A 24,614-nucleotide genomic window follows, 5' to 3' on the forward strand; every position below is an offset into this window, starting at 1 on the left:
ATGTTTGGAGATCGGCAACGGCCGATGGTGCTCGTACTGGGGCTCGGGGAATCGGGTCTCGCGATCGCGCGATGGTGCGCGAGGCACGGGTGCCGGCTGCGTATTGCCGATACCCGCGAGGCGCCGCCGCACCTTGCCGCGCTGCAGGCCGAAGGCATCGATGCGGAATTCGTCGGTGGGGCGTTCACGCCCGCGCTGCTCGATGGCGGTGTCGAGATCGTCGGGCTGAGCCCCGGCCTGTCGCCGCTCGAACCGGCGCTCGCCGCGCTGCTCGCCGCCGCGCACGAGCGCGGTGTCGCGGTATGGGGCGAGCTGGAATTCTTCGCGCAGGCGCTGCGCGCGCTCGGCACGAGCGGCTACCAGCCGAAGGTGCTCGCGATTACCGGCACCAACGGCAAGACCACGACGACGAGCCTCACGGGCCTGCTGTGCCAGCGTTCGGGCAAGAAGGTCGCCGTCGCGGGCAACATCAGCCCGGCGATGCTCGACCGGCTCGCGAGCGCGATCGACGACACCGCGCTGCCCGACGTATGGGTGCTCGAACTGTCGAGCTTCCAGCTCGAGACGGCACGCACGTTCGCGCCCGATGCGGCCGCGATCCTCAACATCACGCAGGACCACCTCGACTGGCACGGCAGCTTCGACGCGTACGCGCAGGCGAAGGGCCGGATCTTCGGCGCGACGACGACGCGCGTGCTGAACCGCGACGACGCGGCCGTGATGAAGTTCGCGCCCGCCGCCGGCGCGGCCGACGCGCCGCGCACGGTCACGTTCGGTCTGAACGAACCGACGCAGGACGGCGACTACGGCCTGTCGCGCGACAACGGCATCGCGTGGCTGGTGGAAGCCGTCGATCGCGACGCGCCGGATGAAGCGACGACGACCCGCCGGCGCAAGCGCGACGCCGCGCATACGCCGGACATCGCGCAAAAGCGCCTGATGCCGGCCGACGCGCTGCGCATCCGCGGGTTGCACAACGCGGCGAACGCGCTGGCCGCGTTCGCGCTCGCACGCGCGATCGACCTGCCGGCAGCGCCGCTGCTGCACGCGCTGCGCGAATACCGCGGCGAAGCGCATCGCGTCGAAGTGATCGCGACGATCGACGACGTGGACTACGTCGACGACAGCAAGGGCACGAACGTCGGCGCGACGGTGGCCGCGCTCGACGGGCTCGCGCAGAAGATCGTGCTGATCGCGGGCGGCGACGGCAAGGGGCAGGATTTCGCACCGCTGGTCGCGCCGGTCGCGCGCTGGTGCCGCGCGGTGATGCTGATCGGCCGCGACGCGCCGGCGATCCGCGACACGCTCGCCGAAACCGGCGTGCCGCTCGTGGACCACGCGACGCTCGAAGGCGCGGTGCACGCGGCGGCCGACCTGGCCGAGCCGGGCGATGCGGTGCTGTTGTCGCCTGCATGCGCGAGCCTCGACATGTTCAGGAACTACGCCCATCGCGCGGAAGTGTTCCGCGCGGCGGTCGACGAAATCGCCATCGACAAAGGAGCGACGCCATGAGCTGGTCCGATCGCCTCGTCTCCCGTTTCAACGACCGGCGCGACACCGGCGGCAATGCCGCGGGCGGCCGCGTCGCGTCGGCCACGCGCGCCGCGACGGGCGGCCTCGCGAGCGTCGTCAACGGCGTGCGCCCGAGCCGTTCGCGGATGCTCGATTTCGACTATTCGCTGTTGTGGGTCGCGATCGCGCTGCTGGGGCTCGGCGTCGTGATGGTGTATTCGGCGTCGATCGCGATGCCCGATTCGCCGAAATACGCGTCGTATCACGACTACGCGTTCCTGATGCGCCACTGCGTGTCGCTCACCGTCGCGTTCATCGCGGCGGTGCTCGCGTTCCGCGTGCCGGTGTCGACCTGGGACAAGTACGCGCCGCATCTTTTCCTGATCGCACTGGTCGGCCTCGTGATCGTGCTGATCCCGCACGTCGGCAAGGGCGTGAACGGTGCGCGCCGCTGGATTCCGCTCGGCATCACCAACATGCAGCCGTCGGAAATCATGAAGCTCGCGGTGACGATCTACGCGGCGAACTACACGGTGCGCAAGCAGGAATACATGCAGAGCTTCGCGAAGGGCTTCCTGCCGATGGCGTTCGCGGTCGGCCTGGTCGGCGCGCTGCTGCTGCTCGAGCCCGACATGGGCGCGTTCATGGTGGTCGCCGCGATCGCGATGGGCGTGCTGTTCCTCGGCGGCGTGAACGGCAAGCTGTTCGGCGGCCTCGTCGCGACGGCGGTCGGCACGTTCACGATGCTCGTGTGGCTGTCGCCGTGGCGTCGCGAGCGGATCTTCGCGTATCTCGATCCGTGGGACGAGCGCTACGCGCAGGGCAAGGCCTACCAGCTCACGCACTCGCTGATCGCGTTCGGCCGCGGCGAGTGGTTCGGCGTCGGCCTCGGCGGCAGCGTCGAGAAGCTGAATTACCTGCCGGAAGCGCATACCGACTTCATCCTCGCGGTGATCGGCGAGGAGCTCGGCTTCGTCGGCGTGCTGGTCGTGATCCTGCTGTTCTACTGGATCGTGCGCCGCGCGTTCGAGATCGGCCGCCAGGCGCTCGCGCTCGATCGCACGTTCGCGGGCCTGATGGCGAAGGGCATCGGCATCTGGTTCGGCGCGCAGACGTTCATCAACATGGGCGTGAATCTCGGCTTGCTGCCGACCAAGGGCCTGACGCTGCCGCTCGTGAGCTACGGCGGCTCCGGCATCCTGCTGAACTGCGTCGCGCTCGCGGTGTTGCTGCGGGTCGACTACGAGAACCGGGTGCTGATGCGCGGAGGGAAGGTATGACCGCGTCGCAACGCACGCTGATGGTGATGGCAGGCGGCACCGGGGGCCACGTGTTCCCGGGGCTCGCGGTCGCGCACCGGATGGAAGCGGCGGGCTGGCGCGTCGTATGGCTTGGCAATCCGGCCGGGATGGAAGCGACGCTCGTGCCGAAGCACGGTATTCCGATGGAGTACGTGCGGTTCGGCGGGCTGCGCGGCAAGGGCCTGAAGACCAAGCTGACGCTGCCGGTCAACCTGCTGCGCGCATGCTGGCAGAGCCTCGGCGCGCTGCGCCGCGTGCGGCCCGACGTCGTGCTCGGGATGGGCGGCTACATCACGTTTCCGGCGGGCGTGATGACCGCGCTGTCGGGGCGTCCGCTCGTGCTGCATGAACAGAATTCGATCGCGGGCCTCACGAACAAGGTGCTCGCGAAACTCGCGAAGCGCGTGCTCGTCGCGTTCCCCGGCGCGCTGCCGCACGCGGAATGGACGGGTAACCCGATTCGCGCGGAACTCGCGCACACGGAACCGCCCCAGGCACGCTATGCGTCGCGCGGCGGCCCGCTGAACGTGCTGGTCGTCGGCGGCAGCCTCGGGGCGGCCGCGCTGAACGAAGTCGTGCCGCGCGCGCTGGCGCTGCTGGCGCCGGGCGAGCGTCCGCGCGTCGTGCACCAGGCCGGCGTGAAGCACATCGAGGCACTGAAGGCGAATTACGAAGCGGCCGGTTTCGCGGCCGGCGAGGACGTGCGGCTCGTGCCGTTCATCGACGACATGGCGGCCGCGTATGCGGCGGCGGATCTGGTGATCTGCCGGTCGGGCGCGATGACGGTGTCGGAGATCGCGGCGGTGGGCGTGGCGGCGCTGTTCGTGCCGTTCCCGCATGCGGTCGATGATCATCAGACGACCAACGCCGCGTTTCTCGCCGATGCGGGCGCGGCCGTGCTGGTGCAACAACGCGACCTGTCGGCGGAACTGCTCGCCGACTGGCTGCGCGGCCAGTCGCGGGCCTCGCTCGCGGACATGGCGGAACGTTCGCGCTCGCTCGCGAAGCCCGAGGCCACCGACGAAGTCGCGCGCGTCTGCGCGAAGGCGGCCGGCGCGAACCTGGAACAACTGCAATGAAACACATCGTCAAACACATTCATTTCGTCGGGATCGGCGGCGCGGGGATGAGCGGCATCGCCGAAGTGCTGGTCAACCTCGGCTACGCGGTCAGCGGCTCGGACCTGTCGCGCAATGCGGTGACCGACCGGCTCGAGGCGCTGGGCGCGCGGATCGCGATCGGTCACGACGCGGCGAACATCGAGGGCGCGAACGCGGTCGTCGTGTCGACGGCCGTGCGCTCCGACAACCCGGAAGTGCTGGCCGCGCGCGCGAAGCGCGTGCCGATCGTGCAGCGCGCGGTGATGCTGGCGGAGCTGATGCGCCTGAAGCAGGGGATCGCGATCGCCGGCACGCACGGCAAGACCACGACGACGAGCCTCGTCGCGAGCGTGCTCGCGGCGGGCGGGCTGGACCCGACCTTCGTGATCGGCGGCCGGCTGATCAGCGCCGGCGCGAACGCGCGGCTCGGCACGGGCGACTTCATCGTCGCCGAGGCCGACGAGTCGGATGCGTCGTTCCTGAACCTGTATCCGGTGATCGAAGTCATCACGAACATCGACGCGGACCACATGGACACCTATGGCCACGATTTCGCGCGGCTCAAGCAGGCGTTCATCGAATTCACGCAGCGCCTGCCGTTCTACGGCAGCGCGGTGGTGTGCGTCGACGATCCGAACGTGCGGCAGATCATCCCGTTCATCTCGAAGCCGGTCGTGCGCTACGGCCTGTCGCCGGACGCGCAGGTGCGCGCGGAAGACATCGACGCGCGCGACGGCCGGATGCATTTCACGGTGATCCGCGAAGGGCGCGCGCCGCTCGCGGTGGTGCTGAACATGCCGGGCCTGCACAACGTGCAGAACGCGCTCGCGGCGATCGCGATCGCGACCGATCTCGGCGTGTCGGACGACGCGATCCAGCTGGCGCTGGCGGAGTTCAACGGCGTCGGCCGGCGCTTCCAGCGTTACGGCGAAGTGGCGAGCGCGGACGGCGGCCAGTACACGCTGATCGACGACTACGGTCATCACCCGGTCGAGATGGCAGCGACGATCGCGGCCGCGCGCGGCGCGTTCCCGGGCCGCCGCCTCGTGCTGGCGTTCCAGCCGCACCGCTATACGCGCACGCGCGACTGCTTCGACGATTTCGTCAACGTGCTGTCGACCGTCGATGCGCTGGTGCTGACCGAAGTCTATGCGGCCGGCGAGGCCGCGATCCCGACGGCCAGCGGCGACGCATTGTCGCGCGCGCTGCGCGCGGCGGGCAAGGTTGACCCGGTGTTCGTCGCGACGGTCGACGACGTGCCGGACGCTTTGGCGAAAGTCGCGCAGAACGGCGACGTGGTGATCACGATGGGAGCGGGTTCGATCGGCGGCGTGCCGGCGAAGCTCACGCAACACATTCAACAGAAGGCATGACATGAGCGGGATCGATCCGAAACGTTTCGGCAAGGTGGCAGTGTTGTTCGGCGGGGAATCCGCCGAGCGCGAGGTGTCGCTCACCTCGGGCCGCCTCGTGCTGCAGGGCCTGCGTGACGCGGGCGTCGACGCGCATCCGTTCGACCCGGCCGAGCGGCCGCTGTCGGCGCTGAAGGACGAAGGCTTCGTGCGCGCGTTCAACGCGCTGCACGGCGGCTACGGCGAGAACGGCCAGATCCAGGGCGCGCTCGATTTCTACGGGATTCGCTACACGGGCAGCGGCGTGCTGGGCTCGGCGCTCGGCCTCGACAAGTTCCGCACGAAACTCGTGTGGCAGCAGACGGGCGTGCCGACGCCGCCGTTCGAGACGGTGATGCGCGGCGACGACCTGGCCGCGCGCGCGACCGACATCGTCGCGAAGCTCGGTCTGCCGCTGTTCGTGAAGCCGGCGAGCGAGGGCTCGAGCGTCGCGGTGCTGAAGGTGAAGACGGCCGACGCGCTGCCGGCCGCGCTCGAGGAAGCCGCGACGCACGACAAGATCGTGATCGTCGAGAAGAGCATCGAAGGCGGCGGCGAATACACCGCGTGCATCGCCGGCGATCTCGACCTGCCGCTGATCAAGATCGTGCCGGCGGGCGAGTTCTACGACTACCACGCGAAGTACGTCGCCGACGATACGCAGTACCTGATCCCGTGCGGCCTGCCGGCGCAACAGGAAGCGGAACTGAAGCGCATCGCGCGCCGCGCGTTCGACGTGCTCGGCTGCACCGACTGGGGCCGCGCGGATTTCATGCTCGACGCGGCCGGCAATGCGTATTTCCTGGAAGTGAACACGGCCCCCGGGATGACCGACCACTCGCTGCCGCCGAAGGCCGCGCGCGCGGTCGGCATCAGCTATTCGGAGCTGGTCGTGAAGGTGCTGTCGCTCACGCTCAACGACTGACGCAGGAACGGAACGACGTATGTGGAACAACGTTCGCCAACTCAACCTTGCCGCCAGCGCGCTGTACGCGCTGCTGCTGCTCGTGTTGGCGGCGGCCGGCTGCTACTGGCTGATCCAGCGCCCGACGTTCGCGCTGCGGGAAATCCGGATCGACGGCGATACCGAGCACATCAACTCGCCGACGGTGCGCGCGGGCGTGGTCGGCCGGCTGAAGGGCAATTTCTTCACGGTCGATCTCGATACGGCGCGCGCGGCGTTCGAGCAGATGCCGTGGGTGCGTCACGCGAGCGTGCGCCGGGTGTGGCCGAATGCGCTGGCTGTCACGCTCGAGGAGTACAAACCGCTCGGGACCTGGGGCAGCGATCAGCTGGTGAGCGTCGACGGCGAGCTGTTCACCGCGAACCAGGGCGAGCTGGAGCAGGAACTGCCGGCGTTCGACGGCCCGGAAGGCAGCGCGAAGGAAGTCGTCACGCGGTATCGCGACTTCGGGAAATGGTTTGCGCCGCTGAAGGCGGCGCCGGAAGAAGTGACGCTGTCGGCGCGGTACGCGTGGACGGTGAAGCTGTCGAACGGCATGCAGGTGGAGCTGGGCAAGGAACGCAACAGCGACACGCTGCATGACCGGAGCCAGCGCCTGGTCGCCGCGTGGCCGGCCGTCACGGAGCGTTGGGGCAACGACATCGAGTACGCGGACCTGCGTTATCCGAACGGATTCGCGATTCGCGCGGCAGGCATGCGGTTCCTGACCGATACCGACAAGCGCAAGAAGTAACGAGAGATCACACGCAAGAGCACTTTATGAGCAAAGACTACAAGGATCTGCTGGTTTCCCTCGACATCGGCACGTCGAAGGTGGTGGCCATCGTCGCCGAGCTGAAGGGCGAGGGTCACTACGAGGTGATCGGTCTCGGCCAGAGCGAGTCGAAGGGTCTGAAGAAAGGTGTGGTGGTCAACATCGAGGCCACCGTGCAGTCGATCCAGCGCGCGCTCGAGGAAGCCGAGCTGATGGCCGACTGCAAGATCACCAACGTGTTTACGGGGATCGCGGGCAGCCACATCCGCAGCTTCAACTCGAGCGGGATGGTCGCGATCAAGGACAAGGAAGTCACGCAGACGGACGTCGCGCGCGTGATCGAGACCGCGAAGGCGATCAACATCCCGACCGACCAGCAGGTGCTGCACATCCTCACGCAGGAATTCATCATCGACGGCCAGGAAGACGTGCGCGAGCCGATCGGGATGAGCGGCATCCGGCTGGAAGTGAAGGTGCACATCGTGACGGGCGCGGTGAGCGCCGCGCAGAACATCGTCAAGTGCGTGCGCCGCTGCGGGCTGGAAGTGAACGACCTGATCCTGCAGCCGCTCGCGTCGTCGCTGGCGGTGCTGACGGAAGACGAGAAGGATCTCGGCGTGGTGCTGGTCGACATCGGCGGCGGCACGACCGACATCGCGATCTTCGCCGAAGGCGCGATCCGCCACACGGCGGTGATCCCGATCGCCGGCGACCAGATCACGAGCGACATCGCGATGGCGCTGCGCACGCCGACGCCGGACGCGGAAGACATCAAGGTCGGCTACGGGATCGCGAAGCAGGCGCTCGCCGATCCGGACGAAATGGTCGAAGTGCCGGGCCTCGGCGAACGCGGCCCGCGCACGCTGTCGCGCCAGGCGCTCGCGGCGGTGATCGAGCCGCGCGTCGAGGAACTGTTCTCGCTCGTGCAGCAGGTCGTGCGCGAGTCGGGTTACGAAGAACTCCTGAGCTCCGGCGTGGTCATTACCGGCGGCGCGTCGATGATGCCGGGCATGGTCGAGCTCGGTGAAGACATTTTCCTGAAACCGGTGCGCATCGGCGCGCCGGAATATGCAGGCGGCCTGTCCGACGTCGTGCGCAATCCGCGCTACTCGACGGCGATGGGGCTGCTCGTCGAAGGCAGTGCGCAGCGCATGCGCGGCCGCAAGGTCGCCGTGCAGTCCGGCAACGCGGGGCAGGTGTTCTCGCGGATGAAGGAATGGTTCCTGAGCAACTTCTGACAAACCGAATCGAAATTCGCGCTGGTGCCGGCGGCTGGCGCGCGACAGGGGGTTGCCCGATCTCCTGCCGAATAACGGCCGAGTAGCAGTCATTCTCTTGACGGAGGCAACAATGGAATTCGAAATGCTGGAAACCGAGACCAACGGCACCATCATCAAGGTGGTCGGCGTTGGCGGCGCTGGCGGCAATGCCGTCCAGCACATGATCAACCGCGGCGTGCAGGGCGTCGACTTCATCGTGATGAACACGGACGCCCAGGCGCTGTCGCGTTCGCGCGCATCGTCGGTGATCCAGCTCGGCAACACGGGTCTGGGCGCCGGTGCGAAGCCGGAAATGGGTCGTGCGGCGGCGGAAGAAGCGCGTGAGCGCATCGCCGACGCACTGCGCGGCGCGCACATGGTGTTCATCACGGCCGGCATGGGCGGTGGCACGGGTACGGGCGCGGCGCCGGTGGTCGCGCAGATCGCGAAGGAGATGGGCATTCTGACGGTCGGTGTCGTCAGCAAGCCGTTCGAGTTCGAAGGCGGCAAGCGCATGCGCGTCGCCGAAGCAGGCTCGCAGCAACTGGAGGATCACGTCGACTCGCTGATCGTCGTGCTGAACGACAAGCTGTTCGACGTGATGGGCGACGACGCCGAGATGGACAAGTGCTTCCAGTGCGCGGACGACGTGTTGAACAACGCGGTGGCAGGCATCGCGGAAATCATCAACGTCGACGGCCTCGTGAACGTCGACTTCGAAGACGTGAAGACGGTGATGGGCGAGCAGGGCAAGGCGATGATGGGCACGGCGACGGTCGCCGGCGTCGATCGCGCGCGCCTCGCGGCGGAACAGGCCGTGGCGAGCCCGCTGCTCGAAGGCGTCGATCTGTCGGGCGCGCGCGGCGTGCTGGTCAACATCACGTCGAGCCGTTCGCTGCGTCTGTCGGAAACGCGCGAAGTGATGAACACGATCAAGAGCTACGCGGCGGAAGATGCGACGGTGATCTTCGGTGCGGTGTACGACGACGCGATGGGCGATGCACTGCGCGTGACGGTCGTGGCGACGGGTCTGGGCCGTGCGGCGAAGAAGCAGCAGTCGGCACCGATGACGCTGCTGCGCACGGGTACGGACAACCAGCCGGTCAGCGCGGTGTCGCACGGCTACGCGCCGGCGCAGCACGTCAGCACGGCCGACTACGGCGCGCTCGATACGCCGGCGGTGTGGCGCAATTCGCGCGAAACCGCGGCATCGCACGTGCAGGCGCTGCAGGAGAAGGGTGTCGACACGTACGACATCCCGGCTTTCCTGCGCAAGCAGGCTGACTGACGCAAACACAGGCGAAGCCGCGGCGCAGTCGTTGAGATCGCCGCGGTATCGCCGGCGTGACGGATGCTACGGACCCAGACAGGCCGCGTCGGATGCGACGCCGGGCCGGGAAAGGTGCCCTCTTCGCTCGAGCGAAGCGGGATGGGCCGGGCTGTCCGCAACACGCTGAAAAACCGTATCGCTATGAGGGACCAGCCATGATTCAAGTGGGCGACGCGCTGCCCGACGCGCAATTGTTCGAGTTCATCGACGACGCGCGCGAAGGGTGTACGCTGGGGCCGAACGCCTGCAGCGTGCGCGACCAGGTGGCGAGAAAGCGGGTGGTGATCTTCGGATTGCCGGGCGCTTTCACGCCGACCTGCTCGGCGCAGCATGTGCCGGGCTACGTCGAACACGCCGAGCAATTGCGCGCGGCGGGGATCGACGAGATCTGGTGCGTGTCCGTCAACGACGCATTCGTGATGGGCGCATGGGGACGTGATCTGCACACCGCGGGCAAGGTGCGCATGATGGCGGACGGCAGCGCGGCTTTCACTCATGCGCTGGGGCTGACGCAGGATTTGTCCGCGCGTGGCATGGGAATTCGTTCCCTGCGCTACGCGATGGTGATTGACGGCGGTGTGGTCAAGACGCTGGCCGTCGAGGCGCCGGGCAAATTCGAAGTGAGCGATGCGGCGAGTGTTCTCGCGACGTTGACGTCCTGATCGTGCGGTGCGCCGTTGCCTTCCGGCAACGCTGCTCACCGGCCTCAGGGCAGTTGTAACACGGGCTGATGACCGGAAACGCCTCCGTTCCGGGCATCGGCCCGTCCCGTATCGGCACGGGTAAACTGTCGAAACAGATTGATACGCAGTTTCAGACAGCGTTGAATAGGGAATTACGCTATAATCCCGCCTATCGAATATAACTCCTGATTGATATCTTCAATCAAGACGAAGAAGACCATGTTGAAGCAGCGCACCATCAAATCCATCGTGAAGACCGTGGGTATCGGTGTCCACTCGGGCCGCAAGATCGAGTTGACGCTCCGTCCCGCCGCGCCCGGCACGGGCATCGTCTTTTCACGCGTCGACCTGCCCACGCCGGTCGACATTCCCGCATCGGCGATGTCGATCGGCGACACGCGGCTCGCGTCGGTGTTGCAGAAGGATGGCGTGCGCGTGTCGACGGTCGAGCACCTGATGTCCGCGTGTGCGGGTCTCGGCATCGACAACCTGTATGTCGATGTGACGGCCGAGGAAATCCCGATCATGGACGGCAGCGCCGCCACGTTCGTGTTCCTGATCCAGTCCGCCGGCATCGAGGAACAGAACGCGCCGAAGCGTTTCATCAAGGTGAAGAAGCCGGTCGAAATCCGTGACGGCGACAAGTTCGCGCGGCTCGATCCGTATTTCGGCTTCAAGCTGAAGTTCTCGATCGACTTCCGTCACCCGGCCGTCGACAAGACGGGCCAGGAACTCGAGGTCGATTTCGCGACCACGTCGTACGTGCGCGAGATCGCGCGTGCGCGCACGTTCGGTTTCGCGCACGAAGCCGAGATGCTGCGCGAGATCGGCCTGGCGCGCGGCGGCAGCATGGACAACGCGATCGTGCTCGACGAGTACCGGATCCTGAACAACGACGGGCTGCGCTACGACGACGAGTTCGTGAAGCACAAGATGCTCGACGCGATCGGCGATCTGTACGTGATCGGCCATCCGCTGCTGGCGTCGTACACCGCGTACAAGTCGGGCCACGGCCTGAACAACGCGTTGCTGCGCGAACTGCTCGCGCACGAAGACGCGTACGAGATTGTGACGTTCGACGATCCGCAGGCTGCACCGAAGGGGTTCGCGTTCGACGCGCAGACGGCCTTCGCGTGACCGGCGTTCAGCGCAAGCGATAAAAAAAGCGACCCTCGGGTCGCTTTTTTGTTGGCTGGCGGCCGCCGATGACCGGTGCGGTCAACGCGGCTTCGCGCCGTGTCGTGCCGCCATCCGCGCGAGCGCGGCCTGCAGCGGCGACGGTTCGAGGTGGTCGGCGAGGTCGCGCAGCGCGGCGGCGCCGGCCGAGGTCATCCGAGCCTGCTTCACGTGCGGCGGCTCCGGCGCGTCTTTCGGCCGCACGCGCACGCGCAGCGTCGTCACGGGCCAGCCGCGCTTCTGGAGGTCGCCGAGCAGCCGCACCTCGACCTGTCGCAGCCGTGCTGCCAGCGCATTGTGCGCGGCAAAGAGGGTCAGGGTGCCGTCCTTGATGAAGCCCGGTTCGACGTGATTCGCCAGATAATCGGGCAGGCAAGCGCCCAGGTCGCGCTGCAGCGACGCGATCTGCTCGACACCGGCGCGCAGCGCCGCGAATGCGTCGGTACGACCGAGCACTTCGGACACGGGTTGCGGACGATAGGCGACGAGCGGGCCGAAACGCTTGGAAAATCGGTTCATCGAGGCTTTCTTCGAGCGCGCACGCGCGCGGACGTTGCAGCCGATTGTACCCGTGCCGGCCCGCGCACGGGCGGCTTTCGCCCCTGTCCGCCCGGCCCCGGCGCGCCATGCCCGTGCGGCCGGGACGCAGGCGCACGCGTCCCCGCGTGCTAAAATTCGATGTTTGAGTCCACTAATTCGCTAAGCCGCCGAGGCTCGGGCGCCGGGGCGCGCAACACGCGCCGGGCGCCGGTGCTGCGACGCAGGATCCGATCCGATGACAACCGGTTTTCTCCAGAAAATTTTTGGCAGCCGCAACCAGCGGCTCGTCAAGCAATACCAAAAGACCGTCGCGACGATCAATGCGCTCGAAACGCAGATCGAGAAGCTGACGGACGACCAGTTGCGCGGCAAGACGGACGAATTCCGCCAGCGGGTCGCGGCCGGCGAGTCGCTCGACAAGCTGCTGCCCGAGGCCTTCGCTGTGTGTCGCGAGGCGAGCCGTCGCGTGCTGAAGATGCGGCACTTCGACGTGCAGATGATCGGCGGCATGGTGCTCCACTACGGCAAGATCGCGGAAATGCGCACCGGCGAGGGCAAGACGCTCGTCGCGACGCTGCCCGTGTACCTGAACGCGCTGGCCGGCCGCGGTGTGCACGTCGTGACCGTCAACGACTACCTCGCGCAGCGCGACGCCGAATGGATGGCGCGCCTCTACAACTTCCTCGGTCTGTCGGTCGGCATCAACCTGTCCGGCATGGAGCACGACCAGAAGCAGCAGGCCTACGCGGCGGACATCACGTACGGCACGAACAACGAATTCGGCTTCGACTACCTGCGCGACAACATGGTCTACGAGACCGACGCGCGCGTGCAGCGGGCCCTGAACTTCGCGGTCGTCGACGAAGTGGACTCGATCCTGATCGACGAAGCGCGTACGCCGCTGATCATTTCGGGCCAGGCCGAGGATCACACCGAGCTGTACGTGCGGATGAACGCACTGCCGCCGCTGCTCGAGCGCCAGATCGGCGAAGAGAAGGCCGACGGCACGGGCGTCGAGAAGCCGGGCGACTACACGCTCGACGAGAAGGCGCGCCAGGTGTTCCTGACGGAATCGGGCCACGAGAAGGCCGAGCGCCTGCTTGCCGAATGGGGCCTGATCGGCGAGGGCGAAAGCCTGTACGCGCCGCAGAACATCACGCTGATGCACCACGTGTACGCGGCGCTGCGCGCCCATACGCTGTTCCACAAGGATCAGCACTACGTCGTGCAGAACGGCGAAGTGGTCATCGTCGACGAATTCACGGGCCGCCTGATGGCCGGCCGCCGCTGGTCCGACGGGCTGCACCAGGCCGTCGAGGCGAAGGAACACGTGAAGATCCAGAGCGAGAACCAGACGCTCGCGTCGATCACGTTCCAGAACTACTTCCGGATGTACGCGAAGCTGGCCGGCATGACCGGCACCGCGGACACCGAAGCGTACGAATTCAACGAGATCTACGGTCTCGAGACGGTCGTGATCCCGACCAACCGCCCGCCGAAGCGGATCGACAAGCAGGACCAGATCTACAAGACGGCCAAGGAGCGCTACGATGCGGTGATCCGCGACATCCGCGACTGCTACGAGCGCGGCCAGCCGGTGCTGGTCGGCACGACGTCGATCGAGAACTCCGAACTGCTGTCGCACCTGCTGAAGCAGGCCGGGCTGCCGCACGAAGTGCTGAACGCGAAGCAGCACGAGCGTGAAGCGGCGATCGTCGCGGAAGCTGGCCGTCCGAAGCGCATCACGATCGCGACCAACATGGCCGGCCGCGGTACCGACATCGTGCTCGGCGGCAATGCGGAGAAGCAGGCGGCGTTCATCGAGGCCGACGATTCGATCCCGGCCGACGAAAAGGCGCGCCGCATCCAGAAGCTGCACGACGAGTGGGAAACGCTGCACGAGGAGGTGAAGGCCGCGGGCGGCCTGCACATCATCGGCACCGAGCGCCACGAATCGCGCCGGATCGACAACCAGCTGCGCGGCCGTGCAGGCCGTCAGGGCGATCCGGGCTCGTCGCGCTTCTACCTGTCGCTCGACGATCCGCTGCTGCGCATCTTCGCGGGCGATCGCGTGCGCTCGATCATGGATCGCCTGAAGATGCCGGAAGGCGAGGCGATCGAAGCCGGCATCGTCACGCGGTCGATCGAATCGGCGCAGCGCAAGGTCGAAGCGCGCAACTTCGACATCCGCAAGCAGCTGCTCGAATACGACGACGTGTCGAACGACCAGCGCAAGGTGATCTACCAGCAGCGCAACGAGCTGCTCGAAGCACACGACATCACCGAGACGATCACCGCGATGCGTCACGGCGTGATCACCGAAGTCGTCCGCCAGTTCGTGCCGGAAGGCAGCATCGAAGAGCAGTGGGACGTGCCCGAGCTCGAGGAAGCGCTGCGCAACGACTGGCAGCTCGATCTCGCGATCCAGGAAATGGTGAACGAGTCGTCGTCGATCACGGCCGAGGAGATCCTCGACGCGGTGACGACGGCCGCCGACGAGCAGTACGAGGCGAAGGTCGCGATGGTCGGTCGCGAATCGTTCAGCGCGTTCGAGCGCTCGGTGATGCTGCAGACGGTCGACCGCCTGTGGCGCGAGCACCTCGCGGCGCTCGACCACTTGCGCCAGGGCATTCACCTGCGCGGCTATGCGCAGAAGAACCCGAAGCAGGAGTACAAGCGCGAGGCGTTCGAACTGTTCGCCGCGATGCTTGACGCGATCAAGCAGGAAGTCACGCGCATCGTGATGAACGTGCAGATCCAGTCGCCGGAGCAGCTCGAGGAGGCGGCCGAGCAGATCGAGGAGCGCGGCGGTCATCTCGAGAACGTCGAATACCAGCACGCCGACTACGCGGACGCCGGCGCCCCGGTGGCGAACGTCACGACTGCTGCTGCGGCGGCCACGGCGACGGCCGACATGGTCGGCAGCGCGATGACGCACGGCGGCCCCGGCGGCGAAATGCCGAAGGTCGGCCGCAACGACCCGTGCCCGTGCGGCAGCGGCAAGAAGTACAAGCAATGTCACGGGAAGCTGTCATGATCGGCGGCGGCGCGCGTCACGCGTGCCGCGTCGTTCGCAGCTTCGAGTCAGTGATGTGAGTTGTGGCGGCCCGCGCGTGCGGCCGCCGGTTCTTCCAATCGATGCCGGCGCGTGCCGGCATTTTCCATCCGGCAGGTGTGCCCCATGGCAGTCAATTTTCCGTCGATCGATCCCGCCCAACTGCATCCCGTCGCCGGCGTCACGCTCGGCTGGGCGGAGGCGAACATCCGCAAGCCGAATCGCAAGGACTTGCTGGTCATTTCCGTCGACGAAGGCGCGACGGTCGCGGGCGTGTTCACCGAAAACCGTTTCTGCGCAGCGCCGGTCACCGTCTGCCGCGAGCATCTGGCGAAGGTGCGTGCGGGCGGCGCGGGCATCCGCGCGCTGGTCGTGAATACCGGCAATGCGAACGCGGGCACCGGCGAGCCGGGCCTCGTGAACGCCCGTGAAACGTGCACGGAACTCGCACGCCTCGCGGGCATCGAGCCGGCGCAAGTGCTGCCGTTCTCGACCGGCGTGATCCTCGAGCCGCTGCCGATCGACCGCCTGAAGGCCGGTCTGCCGGCCGCGCTCGCGAATCGCAAGGCCGCGAACTGGTTCGACGCCGCGCAGGCGATCATGACGACCGACACGCTGCCGAAGGCGACGTCGCGCCAGGTGACGATCGACGGTCACACGGTCACGCTGACGGGCATCAGCAAGGGCGCGGGCATGATCAAGCCGAACATGGCGACGATGCTCGGCTTCCTCGCGTTCGATGCGAACGTCGCGCAGCCGGTGCTCGACACGCTCGTGAAGGAAGTCGCCGACCGCTCGTTCAACTGCATCACGATCGACGGCGACACGTCGACGAACGACTCGTTCATCCTGATCGCATCGGGCAAGAGCACGCTGCCGGCCATCACGTCGACCGATTCGCCGGCCTATGCGGCGCTGCGCGACGCGGTGACGGAAGTCGCGCAGGTGCTGTCGCAACTGATCGTGCGCGACGGCGAAGGCGCGACGAAGTTCATGACGGTGCAGGTCGAAGGCGGCAAGAGCGTCGCCGAATGCCGCCAGATCGCGTACGCGATCGGCCATTCGCCGCTCGTGAAGACGGCCTTCTACGCATCCGACCCCAACCTCGGCCGGATTCTCGCGGCGATCGGCTATGCGGGCGTCGCGGATCTCGACGTCGGCAAGATCGACCTCTATCTCGACGACGTGCTCGTCGCGAAGGCAGGCGGCCGCAATCCGGCCTACCAGGAAGAGGACGGCCAGCGCGTGATGAAGCAGAGCGAGATCACGATCCGCGTGCTGCTCGGGCGCGGCGACGCGCAGGCCACCGTCTGGACGTGCGACCTGTCGCACGATTACGTGAGCATCAACGCGGATTACCGCTCCTGATCGGGAGCGCTCGAACGACATGGACAAGCTTGAACAGTTTCTGACGCGCGCGGAAGCGCTGCTCGGCCGTCTCGAAGGGATGCTGCCGCCCGCACCGGCGGCCATCGACTGGAACGCGGCGCATGCGTTCCGCTGGCGCAAGCGCCAGGGGCGCGGTTACCTGCAGCCGGTACCGGCCGTGTCATCGATCACGCTCGGCGACCTGCACAACATCGACCGCCAGAAGGCGCTGATCGACCAGAACACGCGGCAGTTCGTGCAGCGCAAGCCGGCCAACAACGTGCTGCTGACCGGCGCGCGCGGTACCGGCAAGTCGTCGCTGATCAAGGCGTGCCTGAATGCGTACGCGAACGACGGGCTGCGCCTGATCGAAGTCGACAAGGACGACCTGCACGATCTCGGCGACATCGTCGACCTGATCTCGCAGCGTCCGGAGCGGTTCATCGTGTTTTGCGACGACCTGTCGTTCGAGGACGGCGAATCGGGCTACAAGGCGCTGAAGGTCGCGCTGGACGGGTCGATCGCCGCGCAGTCGGACAACGTGCTGATCTACGCGACGTCGAACCGTCGCCACCTGCTGCCCGAGTACATGAGCGACAACGAGTCGTACAAGCATCTTCCTGACGGCGAGATTCACCCCGGCGAAGTCGTCGAGGAGAAGATCTCGCTGTCGGAGCGCTTCGGCCTGTGGGTCAGCTTCTATCCGTTCAAGCAGGACGACTACCTCGACATCGTCGCGCACTGGCTGCGCCACTTCGGCTGCCCGGAGACGGAGATCGACACGGCACGCGGCGACGCCCTCGTGTGGGCGCTCGAGCGCGGCTCGCGCTCGGGCCGCGTCGCGTGGCAGTTCGCGCGGGACTGGTCGGGCCGCAAGGAGCAGGCATGAGCGCGGATCTGGCACAGGGCGCCGTGCGGGCGCCGGACGGCCGCAAGGTGACGGAAGTCGCGGTCGGCGTGATGGTGCAGCCGGACGGTCGGTATCTGCTCGCGCAACGCCTGCAGGGCAAACCGTATGAAGGTTACTGGGAGTTTCCGGGCGGCAAGCTGGAGGCCGGCGAAAGCGTCGAGGATGCGCTGGCGCGCGAGCTGCACGAGGAACTCGGCATCGAGGTCACGGCCAGCCACCGCTGGCACACGCTCGAGCACGATTATCCGCACGCGTACGTGCGGCTCTATTTCTGCAAGGTGACGGGCTGGACGGGCGAGCCGCACAGCAAGGAAGGGCAGGCGTTCGTATGGCAGCAACTGCCGGTCGAGGTCGCGCCGCTGTTGCCGGCGGCGCTGCCGGTGCTCGAACTGCTCGAGAAGGAAGCGGCGTCGCAATGACGCCGCGGCGGCCCGCCGGAAACGCGGGCCATATCGGCGGACGGCGGCGCCGCGCGCCGCTCAGCTGTCGCGGCGGTTGTCCGTGCCGTCCTCTTCCGACGACGGGCCCTCGTCGGAGGCGCCGCCGATCCGATACTTTTCCGCGGCCCATGCGCCAAGGTCGAGCTGCTTGCAGCGGGCCGAACAGAAGGGACGGAACTTGTTTTCAGGCGTCCAGCGCACTTCTGCGCCGCACGACGGACATTTCACAACGGTAGTCATACGAAAGCGTTGAACCGGCACGCGGCCGTTACAGATTACACAGGGTCAGATGGAACGGCACGTCGATGTCCACCGCACGCGGCCGCACGTCGCCGTCCTGCATGGTGAACCGTACCCACAGCATGTATTTGTTTGCGCTCGCTTCGGGAATGACGCGCAGCTCCGGCGCTACCCGCACCTGCATCAGTTGATAGGTGCGGCCGGACAGCATCTGCTGGTAGCTGCCCTGCATCGCCATGACCTTCGACGCCTGGCCTGATTCGCGCGCAAGCCGCAGCACGATCGCCGCGGCGTCGCGCAACGGCAGCATCGGCAGGACCCACTTCGCGATGTCCTGGCGCCGCTGCTCGGCGGGCCATTGCTGCCACGCGTAGTACGACGGCAGGTCGAACTTGCATGTCCCGCCCGGAATCACCGCGCGGCTGCGGATGCTGGCGAGCCACTCGTTGTCGACGAGGTGCTGGCCGGTCTTGCCCTGCATCTGCGCAAGATTCGCGAGCGTTTGCTCGATTTCACCGAGCACGGCTTCGAGCGCGTTCTGCTCGATGCCCGGATTGCCGCGAAAGGGGGCGAGCGTCTGGCGCTGACGTTCGAGCTCCTTCATCAGATCCGATTTCAGGTCCGCGCGGCCCGTTACCTCGGCGATTTCGAACAGCGTCGTCAGCGCGACGTGGTGTTCACGCGGGTCCTCCTGAGCCAAAAAGAACGCGAAGCGCTCGAACAGATCTTCGAGACGCAACAGCGTGCGAATTCGCTCGTTGAACGGATACTCGTAAAGAATCAAGCGCGCTCGCCTCTTGGGTAGGGATTGAAACAATGAAGGACATTCTAATGCCCCCTCTCTACCCTAGCAACGCGCCAATTTCGTACACCATCACGATTGCGCGCGATGCTCAGTGCGCGGCGGCCGCGAACGCGACATAGCGTTGGTGCAGTGCATCGACCTGCGCGGCGAGCGCGTCGGGCGTGACCGCGTCGTTGACGATCACGTCGTCGGCCGCCGCGAGGCGGGCCTCGCGCGTCGCCTGTCGCGCGATGATCGCTTCGACCTGTTCGCGCGTGAAGCCGTTGCGCCGCATCACGCGTGCGATCTGCGTTTCGACCGGACAGTCGACGACCAGCACGCGATCGCTGCGCGCCTTCCACGTGCCCGATTCGACGAGCAGCGGCACGACGAACATCACGTACGGGCCCCGAGCCTCGCGCGCCTCGCGATCGGTCTCCGCACGGATCAGCGGATGCGTGATCGCTTCGAGGCGCCGGCGCGCGTCGTCGTCGCTGAAGATCAGTGTGCGCATCTTCGCGCGATCGAGCGAGCCGTCGGCGGCCACGAAGCCGCGACCGAAAGCGTGCTCGATAGCCGGCATCGCGAGACCGCCCGGCGCGGTGATGCGATGGGCAATCAGGTCGGTATCGACGAGTGATGCGCCACGGGCGCCGAACAGGTCGGCAACGGTCGTCTTGCCGCTGCCGATGCCGCCCGTGAGTCCTACTGAAAACATGTCAGCCTCCGAGCGCCGCATAGAAAGGGGTGCCGAAAAACAGCGTGGCGACGCCGCCGGCTGCGAGGAACGGGCCGAACGGAATCGGCTCCTCGAAGCGCATGCGGCCGCGCCAGGTCGCGACGAGCCCGACGACCGCGCCGGTCACCGCCGCGAACAGTACGACCTGCGGCAGTGCGGCCCAGCCCATCCATGCGCCGAGCGCGGCAAGCAGCTTCAGGTCGCCGAAACCGATGCCCTCGATGCCGCGCAGCCATTTGAATAGCCAGTAGATCGACCACAGGAACAGGTAGCCGGCCATCGCGCCGATCACGGCCGAGCGCAGCGAAGCGAACGTGCCGCCGAGGTTCAGCACGAGCCCGGCCCACAGCAGCGGCAGCGTCATCGAATCGGGCAGGTAGCCGGTCCGGATATCGATCGCGCTCATCGCGAGCAGCGCCGCGCACAGCGCGAACGCGGCAAGCGCGGCGACGGTCGGGCCGAACGCCGCGAGCGAGCCGGCCGCGAGCCCTGCGCACGCGAGCTCGACGAGCGGATAGCGGATGCCGATCGCATGGCCGCAGCGCCGGCAGCGTCCGCGCAGCATCAGATAGCTGACGACCGGGATGTTCTCCCATGCGCGCAACACGTGGCCGCAATGCGGGCAAGCGCTGCGCGGGCGCCACAGATCGTAGCGCGGCGGATAACCATCATCGGGCGGGGTGCTTGCGGCGCCCGTCGCTTCGGCGATCTCGGCCTGCCACGCGCGCTGCATCATCACGGGCAACCGGTGCACGACCACGTTCAGGAAGCTGCCGATGCAAAGGCCGATGACGACCGCGAACGCATACTGCAGCGCGGGCGGCAGCATCGCCAGCGCGAGCAGCGTGCTCTCGGGCGAATCGGAAACGGCGGACAGGGGCGCTGGCGTCATGAGGCTCAAGGATCGGACTAAAAGGCGACAGAATCGGTTGCGATGCTACACCACGTTGCCGAGCTGAAGGATCGGCAGGTACATCGCGATCACGAGGCCGCCGACGAGCGCGCCAAGGACGATCACGATCAACGGTTCGCCGAGCGCCGCGAGCGCATCGAGACGCGCGTCGAGCTGGCGTTCGCACAATGCGGCGATGTCGCCGAGCATCGAGTCGAGCGCACCGGTTTCCTCGGCGACGGCGATCGGTTGCACGACGTCGTCCGGAAAGCAGCCGGCCGAATGCATCGCATCGGCCAGACGGACGCCGCGCAACACGCGTGCGGCGATGTGCGCGGTGGCGTGCGCGAACACCGGGTGGCCGGCCGTGCGCTCGAGCGTGGCGAACGCATCGGCGAGCGGCACGCCGGCGCCGAGCAGGGTCGCCAGCGAGCGGCACCAGCGTGCGGCCGCGAACCGTTCCAGCGCGCTGCCCGCGAGCGGCGCGCGCAGCAGGCGCCGCGCGAGCGCATGACGCAGCGCGGCCGAGCGCCGCAGCGCATGCTGCGCGGCCAGCGCTATGGCGGTCGCACCGGCCAGCAGCACACCGCCCCAGGCCGACAGTGCCGAGGACAGCGCGAGTAGTGCGCGGGTCGGCGCGGGCAGGGCGGCGCCGAAACCGTCGAAGATCTGCCGGAAGGTCGGCACGACCCACACCATCAAGGCTGCCGAGATCGCGAGCGCGAACAGGATGACGGCGGCCGGATACGCGAGTGCGGCGCGCAGCTTGCGCCATTGCGCATCGGCGCGCTCGCGATGTTCCGCGATCCGGGTCAGCACGATGCCGAGCGACCCGGACGCCTCGCCGACCTCGATCAACTGGCGATACAGCGTGCCGAACTGCGATGGATAGCGTGCGAGCGCATCGGCAAAGCGCCGGCCGCCGACGATTTCACGGGCGAGTCCCGCGGCGATGCGCGGCACGCCGTCGCGCGTGCGGGTGCGGGCGAGCATCTCGAGCGACGGCGCAAGCGGCAGGCCGGCCTGCAGCAGACTTGCGAGCTGGCGCGTGAAGCGCGTGATGTCGCGTGCGGCCGCCGCGGGCGGACGGGCCGGCCCGCGGCCGTCGAGCGACAGTACCGCGATGCCGTCGCGTGCGAGCGTGGCGCGCGCGGCCGCGGCGTCGAGGGCGACGACGATCCCGCGGCGCGGCGAGCCGTCGCGATGGCGGCCGCGCCATGCAAAGCGGGTTTCGAGCGGTGGCGTGCGCATACTTATGCTCATGCCGCAGGTGTGGCCGCGACGGCTTCCGCGATGCTCGTCGTGCCGTCCAGGACGCGGGCGAATGCCGCGTCGCGCAGGCTGCGAACCCCCTCGGCCGCCACGCACTGCGCGAGTTCGCCGACGCTCGCCCGCGCGACGATGCGCTCCGCCAGCGCGGGCGATACCGGCATCGTCTGATGCAGGCCGATGCGGCCGCGATAGCCGATGCCGTGACAGGCGGAACAGCCGCGCGCGACGAACGGCCGCCATCCGGCTGCCAGCGCCGCCGGGTCACAGCCGGCTTCCCGCAGCGCACGCACCGATGCGTCCGAATGCACGCGGCAGGCGACGCACAGGCGCCGGACGAGACGCTGCGCGGTGACGAGATGCAGCGCGGCCGCGAGGTTGTACGGCGCGACGCCGATATCGAGCAGCCGCGCGACGGCGGCCGGCGCGTCGTTCGTGTGCAGCGTCGACAGCACGAGGTGGCCGGTTTGCGCAGCCTTGATCGCGACATCGGCCGTCTCCGCATCGCGAATCTCGCCGACCATGATCACGTCCGGATCCTGCCGCAACAGCGCCCGCAGCGCGGTCGCGAACGTGAGCCCCGCCTTGTCGGCGACCCCGACCTGGTTGATCCCGTCGAGCTGGATCTCGGCGGGATCCTCGACCGTGCAGACGTTGTGTGCGTAGCGATCGAGCATCTGCAGCGCGCAGTAGAGCGACAGCGTCTTGCCGCTGCCGGTCGGGCCCGTGACGAGCACGAGGCCGTGCGGCGCGCGGATCGCGGCCTCCATCGCGGCGGCCTGCCGCGCGTCGAAGCCGAGGTTGGCAAGCGAGAGATCGGGCGGCAGTGTTTCGAGCCGCCGCAGCACGAGTTTTTCGCCGAACAGCGTGGGCAGCGAACTGACGCGGTAGTCGCCGCGCGTGCCGCCGTCGATCGCGATGCGCAGCCGGCCGTCCTGCGGAAGCCGCCGCTCGGCGATGTCCATGCGCGAGAGCACCTTGATCCGCGTGACGAGCGCATCGCGCAGGTGTAGCGGCGGGCGCGCATGTTCGTGCAGCACGCCGTCGATGCGAAGACGGATGCGCCAGCCGGCTTCGAATGGCTCGACGTGGATGTCCGACGCGTCGCGCACGCGCGCCGCATGCAGCGTGTCCGTCAGCAGCCGTACGGCGGGAGCATCGTCGAGCTGGGCCGCATCGAGTGCGTGGGGCGCGGTGGGCGGCGCACCGGCGTGCGCGGGCGACGACTGCGGGTGCAGCGGCGCCCCGGAGGAAGGGAAATGCATGTGAGCCGGCACGCGGGCCGCCTGTTGACCGTGATGCGCAGATGATCGCGCGTCGCGGGCGGCGCCGGCAGTCGGCCGTTCGGCTAGGGCCGCCGCAAGCCGTTATTAGCGCGAACAGGCCCTAGCGCGCGGCGGTGCGTCCGGTGCGCGCGCCGCGCGGCTTGAACAGCTTGACGGTGCGCACTGCCTGATCGTCGCTGCGCATCACTTCGAGCATCACGTCGCCGATTTTCAGGCACACGTCGTCTTCCGGAATTTCCTCGAGGATCTCGAGTACCAGCCCGTTCAGCGTCTTCGGCCCGTCGGTCGGCAGTTTCAGGTGCAGCCAGCGGTTCAGTTCGCGCAGCGGCATGCTGGCCGAGACGATGCATTCGCCGTTCTCGTCCCAGCCGCCCGCGCGTTCGCTGCGCGGCATCGACGTCGTGAATTCGCCGATCAGTTCCTCGATGATGTCCTCGGGCGTGACGAGCCCTTCGAGTTCGCCGTATTCGTTGACGACGAGCGCGGTGCGATGCCGGGTTTCCTGGAAGAACTGGAGCTGCTGGACCACCGGCGTGCCCGACGGCACGTAGTACGGTTCGGTGAGCAGCGAGCGCAGCGTCTCGCGGTCGAAATCCTGGTTGTGCAGCGCGGTGAGCGTCTTGCGCACGTGCAGCACGCCGAGCACCTTGTCGATGTCGCCTTCGTAGACCACCAGCCGGTTGTGATAGCAGGTTTCGAGCTGATGGAGGATGTCGTCGAGCGGCGCGTAGAAGTTGAGCGACTCGATCTGGCGACGCGGCACCATCACGTCGTCGACCGTGATGTTCTCGAGGTCGAACAGATTGAGCAGGATGCTGCGGTGCTTGGTCGGCATGAAACTGCTCGATTCGAGCACGATGGCCCGCAGCTCGTCGGCCGACATCCGCTGGTCGCGGCCCTTCTTCGTGTTGATGCGCAGCACCCACAGCACGCCGTTCGCGAGCGCATTGACGAACCAGACGACCGGCTTGAACACGCGCATCAGCGGGGCGATCACGAGGCTCGCGGGCAGTGCGATGCGCTCGGGGAACGTCGCGCCGACGATCTTCGGCGCGATTTCCGCGAACACGATGATCAGGAACGCGACGACGCCGGTCGCAATCGACAGCGCGAGATTGTTGCGGCCGAACGTATGGAGCGCGAGCGACGTCGTGAGGACGGGGATGATCGTGTTGAACAGGTTGTTGCCGATCAGGATCACGCTGAGCAGCAAGTCAGTGCGCGTGAGCAGCCCCTGCGTGGTTTTCGCGCCGAGTGCGCCCTGGCCGGCGAGATGCTTCAGCCGATGGCGATTGAGCGCCATCATCGCGGTCTCGGAAATGGAAAAGAAGCTGGAACAGAGGAGAAGCAGGAAGACGGCGCCGATTTGCGCCCATAAGGGAATTTGGTCCACGCGTTGGAAAGGGCAGTGAAGGACAGGGATGGGGGAAATATAGCAGAGGCCGGCGACCGCGATGTGTCGCGCGCGACACGAGGGGCTCGCGGCGGCCGGACGAAAAAAAACCGTGCACACGGTGCACGGTTTTTTTAAATCTGGTCGGGGTGAGAGGATTCGAACCTCCGGCCTCTACGTCCCGAACGTAGCGCTCTACCAGGCTAAGCTACACCCCGATTTTTGCTC

The 24,614-nt window shown here is 67.3% G+C and carries 22 protein-coding genes and 1 tRNA gene; 14 read left to right on the top strand and 9 right to left on the bottom strand.

The window, feature by feature from the left end:
* From murD to lpxC, 10 genes are all read left to right on the top strand, one after another.
* Positions 1-1,512 (top strand): UDP-N-acetylmuramoyl-L-alanine--D-glutamate ligase, encoded by a 1,512-nt coding sequence (gene murD / locus DFS13_RS04730; protein ID WP_034201052.1) that lies wholly within the window; start codon positions 1-3, stop codon positions 1,510-1,512.
* Entirely contained in the window at positions 1,509-2,792 is a 1,284-nt protein-coding gene (ftsW, locus tag DFS13_RS04735; RefSeq protein ID WP_006487115.1) for a putative lipid II flippase FtsW, read from the top strand. Before murD ends, ftsW begins: the two co-directional genes overlap by 4 nt.
* Complete coding sequence (murG, locus tag DFS13_RS04740; RefSeq protein WP_006487111.1) at positions 2,789-3,892, top strand: undecaprenyldiphospho-muramoylpentapeptide beta-N-acetylglucosaminyltransferase; 1,104 nt, start codon at positions 2,789-2,791, stop codon at positions 3,890-3,892. Before ftsW ends, murG begins: the two co-directional genes overlap by 4 nt.
* Positions 3,889-5,286 (top strand): UDP-N-acetylmuramate--L-alanine ligase, encoded by a 1,398-nt coding sequence (gene murC, locus DFS13_RS04745; protein WP_111441424.1) that lies wholly within the window; start codon positions 3,889-3,891, stop codon positions 5,284-5,286. The genes murG and murC overlap by 4 nt, the downstream gene beginning before the upstream one ends.
* 1 nt (position 5,287) lies before the next feature.
* Positions 5,288-6,229, top strand: a complete 942-nt coding sequence (locus tag DFS13_RS04750; RefSeq protein WP_006487105.1) for a D-alanine--D-alanine ligase — start codon at positions 5,288-5,290, stop codon at positions 6,227-6,229.
* Between the two features lie 19 nt (positions 6,230-6,248).
* Complete coding sequence (locus tag DFS13_RS04755; protein WP_006477014.1) at positions 6,249-7,001, top strand: cell division protein FtsQ/DivIB; 753 nt, start codon at positions 6,249-6,251, stop codon at positions 6,999-7,001.
* Between the two features lie 26 nt (positions 7,002-7,027).
* The gene (ftsA, locus tag DFS13_RS04760) at positions 7,028-8,260 is read left to right on the top strand and encodes a cell division protein FtsA (protein WP_006487138.1); all 1,233 of its coding nucleotides are present in this window, start codon (positions 7,028-7,030) and stop codon (positions 8,258-8,260) included.
* A 112-nt stretch (positions 8,261-8,372) separates the two neighbouring features.
* The gene (gene ftsZ / locus DFS13_RS04770) at positions 8,373-9,569 is read left to right on the top strand and encodes a cell division protein FtsZ (RefSeq protein ID WP_006487140.1); all 1,197 of its coding nucleotides are present in this window, start codon (positions 8,373-8,375) and stop codon (positions 9,567-9,569) included.
* A gap of 197 nt (positions 9,570-9,766) precedes the next feature.
* Positions 9,767-10,273, top strand: coding sequence for a peroxiredoxin (locus DFS13_RS04775; RefSeq protein WP_059721678.1), 507 nt, complete (start codon positions 9,767-9,769; stop codon positions 10,271-10,273).
* A gap of 240 nt (positions 10,274-10,513) precedes the next feature.
* Complete coding sequence (gene lpxC, locus DFS13_RS04780) at positions 10,514-11,431, top strand: UDP-3-O-acyl-N-acetylglucosamine deacetylase (RefSeq protein WP_006487145.1); 918 nt, start codon at positions 10,514-10,516, stop codon at positions 11,429-11,431.
* An 81-nt stretch (positions 11,432-11,512) separates the two neighbouring features.
* On the opposite strand, the gene DFS13_RS04785 is transcribed toward lpxC, so the two are convergent.
* On the bottom strand, positions 11,513-11,989 hold the full coding sequence (locus DFS13_RS04785) for a DUF721 domain-containing protein (RefSeq protein WP_111441425.1): 477 nt from the start codon (positions 11,987-11,989) through the stop codon (positions 11,513-11,515).
* Between the two features lie 256 nt (positions 11,990-12,245).
* Between DFS13_RS04785 and secA the strand changes: the two genes are divergently transcribed.
* The 4 genes from secA to DFS13_RS04805 all read left to right on the top strand — a co-directional run bounded on the left by secA (position 12,246) and on the right by DFS13_RS04805 (position 17,762).
* Positions 12,246-15,047, top strand: coding sequence for a preprotein translocase subunit SecA (gene secA / locus DFS13_RS04790; RefSeq protein WP_006493335.1), 2,802 nt, complete (start codon positions 12,246-12,248; stop codon positions 15,045-15,047).
* A gap of 144 nt (positions 15,048-15,191) precedes the next feature.
* Positions 15,192-16,433 carry a bifunctional glutamate N-acetyltransferase/amino-acid acetyltransferase ArgJ gene (gene argJ / locus DFS13_RS04795; RefSeq protein WP_111441426.1) on the top strand — a complete coding sequence of 414 codons (1,242 nt, stop codon included), beginning with the start codon at positions 15,192-15,194 and terminating at the stop codon, positions 16,431-16,433.
* A gap of 19 nt (positions 16,434-16,452) precedes the next feature.
* The gene (locus DFS13_RS04800; protein WP_006487097.1) at positions 16,453-17,322 is read left to right on the top strand and encodes an ATP-binding protein; all 870 of its coding nucleotides are present in this window, start codon (positions 16,453-16,455) and stop codon (positions 17,320-17,322) included.
* Positions 17,319-17,762 (top strand): NUDIX domain-containing protein, encoded by a 444-nt coding sequence (locus DFS13_RS04805; RefSeq protein ID WP_006487137.1) that lies wholly within the window; start codon positions 17,319-17,321, stop codon positions 17,760-17,762. The genes DFS13_RS04800 and DFS13_RS04805 overlap by 4 nt, the downstream gene beginning before the upstream one ends.
* Positions 17,763-17,822: 60 nt before the next feature.
* Here DFS13_RS04805 and DFS13_RS04810 read toward each other — a convergent pair whose 3' ends face one another.
* From DFS13_RS04810 to DFS13_RS04845, 8 genes are all read right to left on the bottom strand, one after another.
* Complete coding sequence (locus DFS13_RS04810; RefSeq protein WP_011544509.1) at positions 17,823-18,023, bottom strand: DNA gyrase inhibitor YacG; 201 nt, start codon at positions 18,021-18,023, stop codon at positions 17,823-17,825.
* A gap of 28 nt (positions 18,024-18,051) precedes the next feature.
* Positions 18,052-18,807 carry a cell division protein ZapD gene (gene zapD, locus DFS13_RS04815; protein ID WP_006487143.1) on the bottom strand — a complete coding sequence of 252 codons (756 nt, stop codon included), beginning with the start codon at positions 18,805-18,807 and terminating at the stop codon, positions 18,052-18,054.
* Positions 18,808-18,916: 109 nt separating this feature from the next.
* Complete coding sequence (gene coaE, locus DFS13_RS04820; RefSeq protein WP_006487123.1) at positions 18,917-19,525, bottom strand: dephospho-CoA kinase; 609 nt, start codon at positions 19,523-19,525, stop codon at positions 18,917-18,919.
* A 1-nt stretch (position 19,526) separates the two neighbouring features.
* Positions 19,527-20,438 carry an A24 family peptidase gene (locus DFS13_RS04825; protein WP_006496767.1) on the bottom strand — a complete coding sequence of 304 codons (912 nt, stop codon included), beginning with the start codon at positions 20,436-20,438 and terminating at the stop codon, positions 19,527-19,529.
* Positions 20,439-20,483: 45 nt separating this feature from the next.
* On the bottom strand, positions 20,484-21,689 hold the full coding sequence (locus DFS13_RS04830) for a type II secretion system F family protein (RefSeq protein WP_111441427.1): 1,206 nt from the start codon (positions 21,687-21,689) through the stop codon (positions 20,484-20,486).
* Between the two features lie 8 nt (positions 21,690-21,697).
* Positions 21,698-22,972, bottom strand: a complete 1,275-nt coding sequence (locus tag DFS13_RS04835; RefSeq protein WP_111441428.1) for a GspE/PulE family protein — start codon at positions 22,970-22,972, stop codon at positions 21,698-21,700.
* A 121-nt stretch (positions 22,973-23,093) separates the two neighbouring features.
* Positions 23,094-24,386 (bottom strand): HlyC/CorC family transporter, encoded by a 1,293-nt coding sequence (locus DFS13_RS04840; RefSeq protein ID WP_006489250.1) that lies wholly within the window; start codon positions 24,384-24,386, stop codon positions 23,094-23,096.
* A 141-nt stretch (positions 24,387-24,527) separates the two neighbouring features.
* Positions 24,528-24,604 (bottom strand) — tRNA-Pro (locus tag DFS13_RS04845).
* Positions 24,605-24,614 lie beyond the last annotated feature (10 nt).

It is taken from the genome of Burkholderia sp. 28_3 (genome assembly GCF_003253915.1).
In the GTDB taxonomy this organism is placed as follows: Bacteria; Pseudomonadota; Gammaproteobacteria; order Burkholderiales; family Burkholderiaceae; genus Burkholderia; species Burkholderia cenocepacia.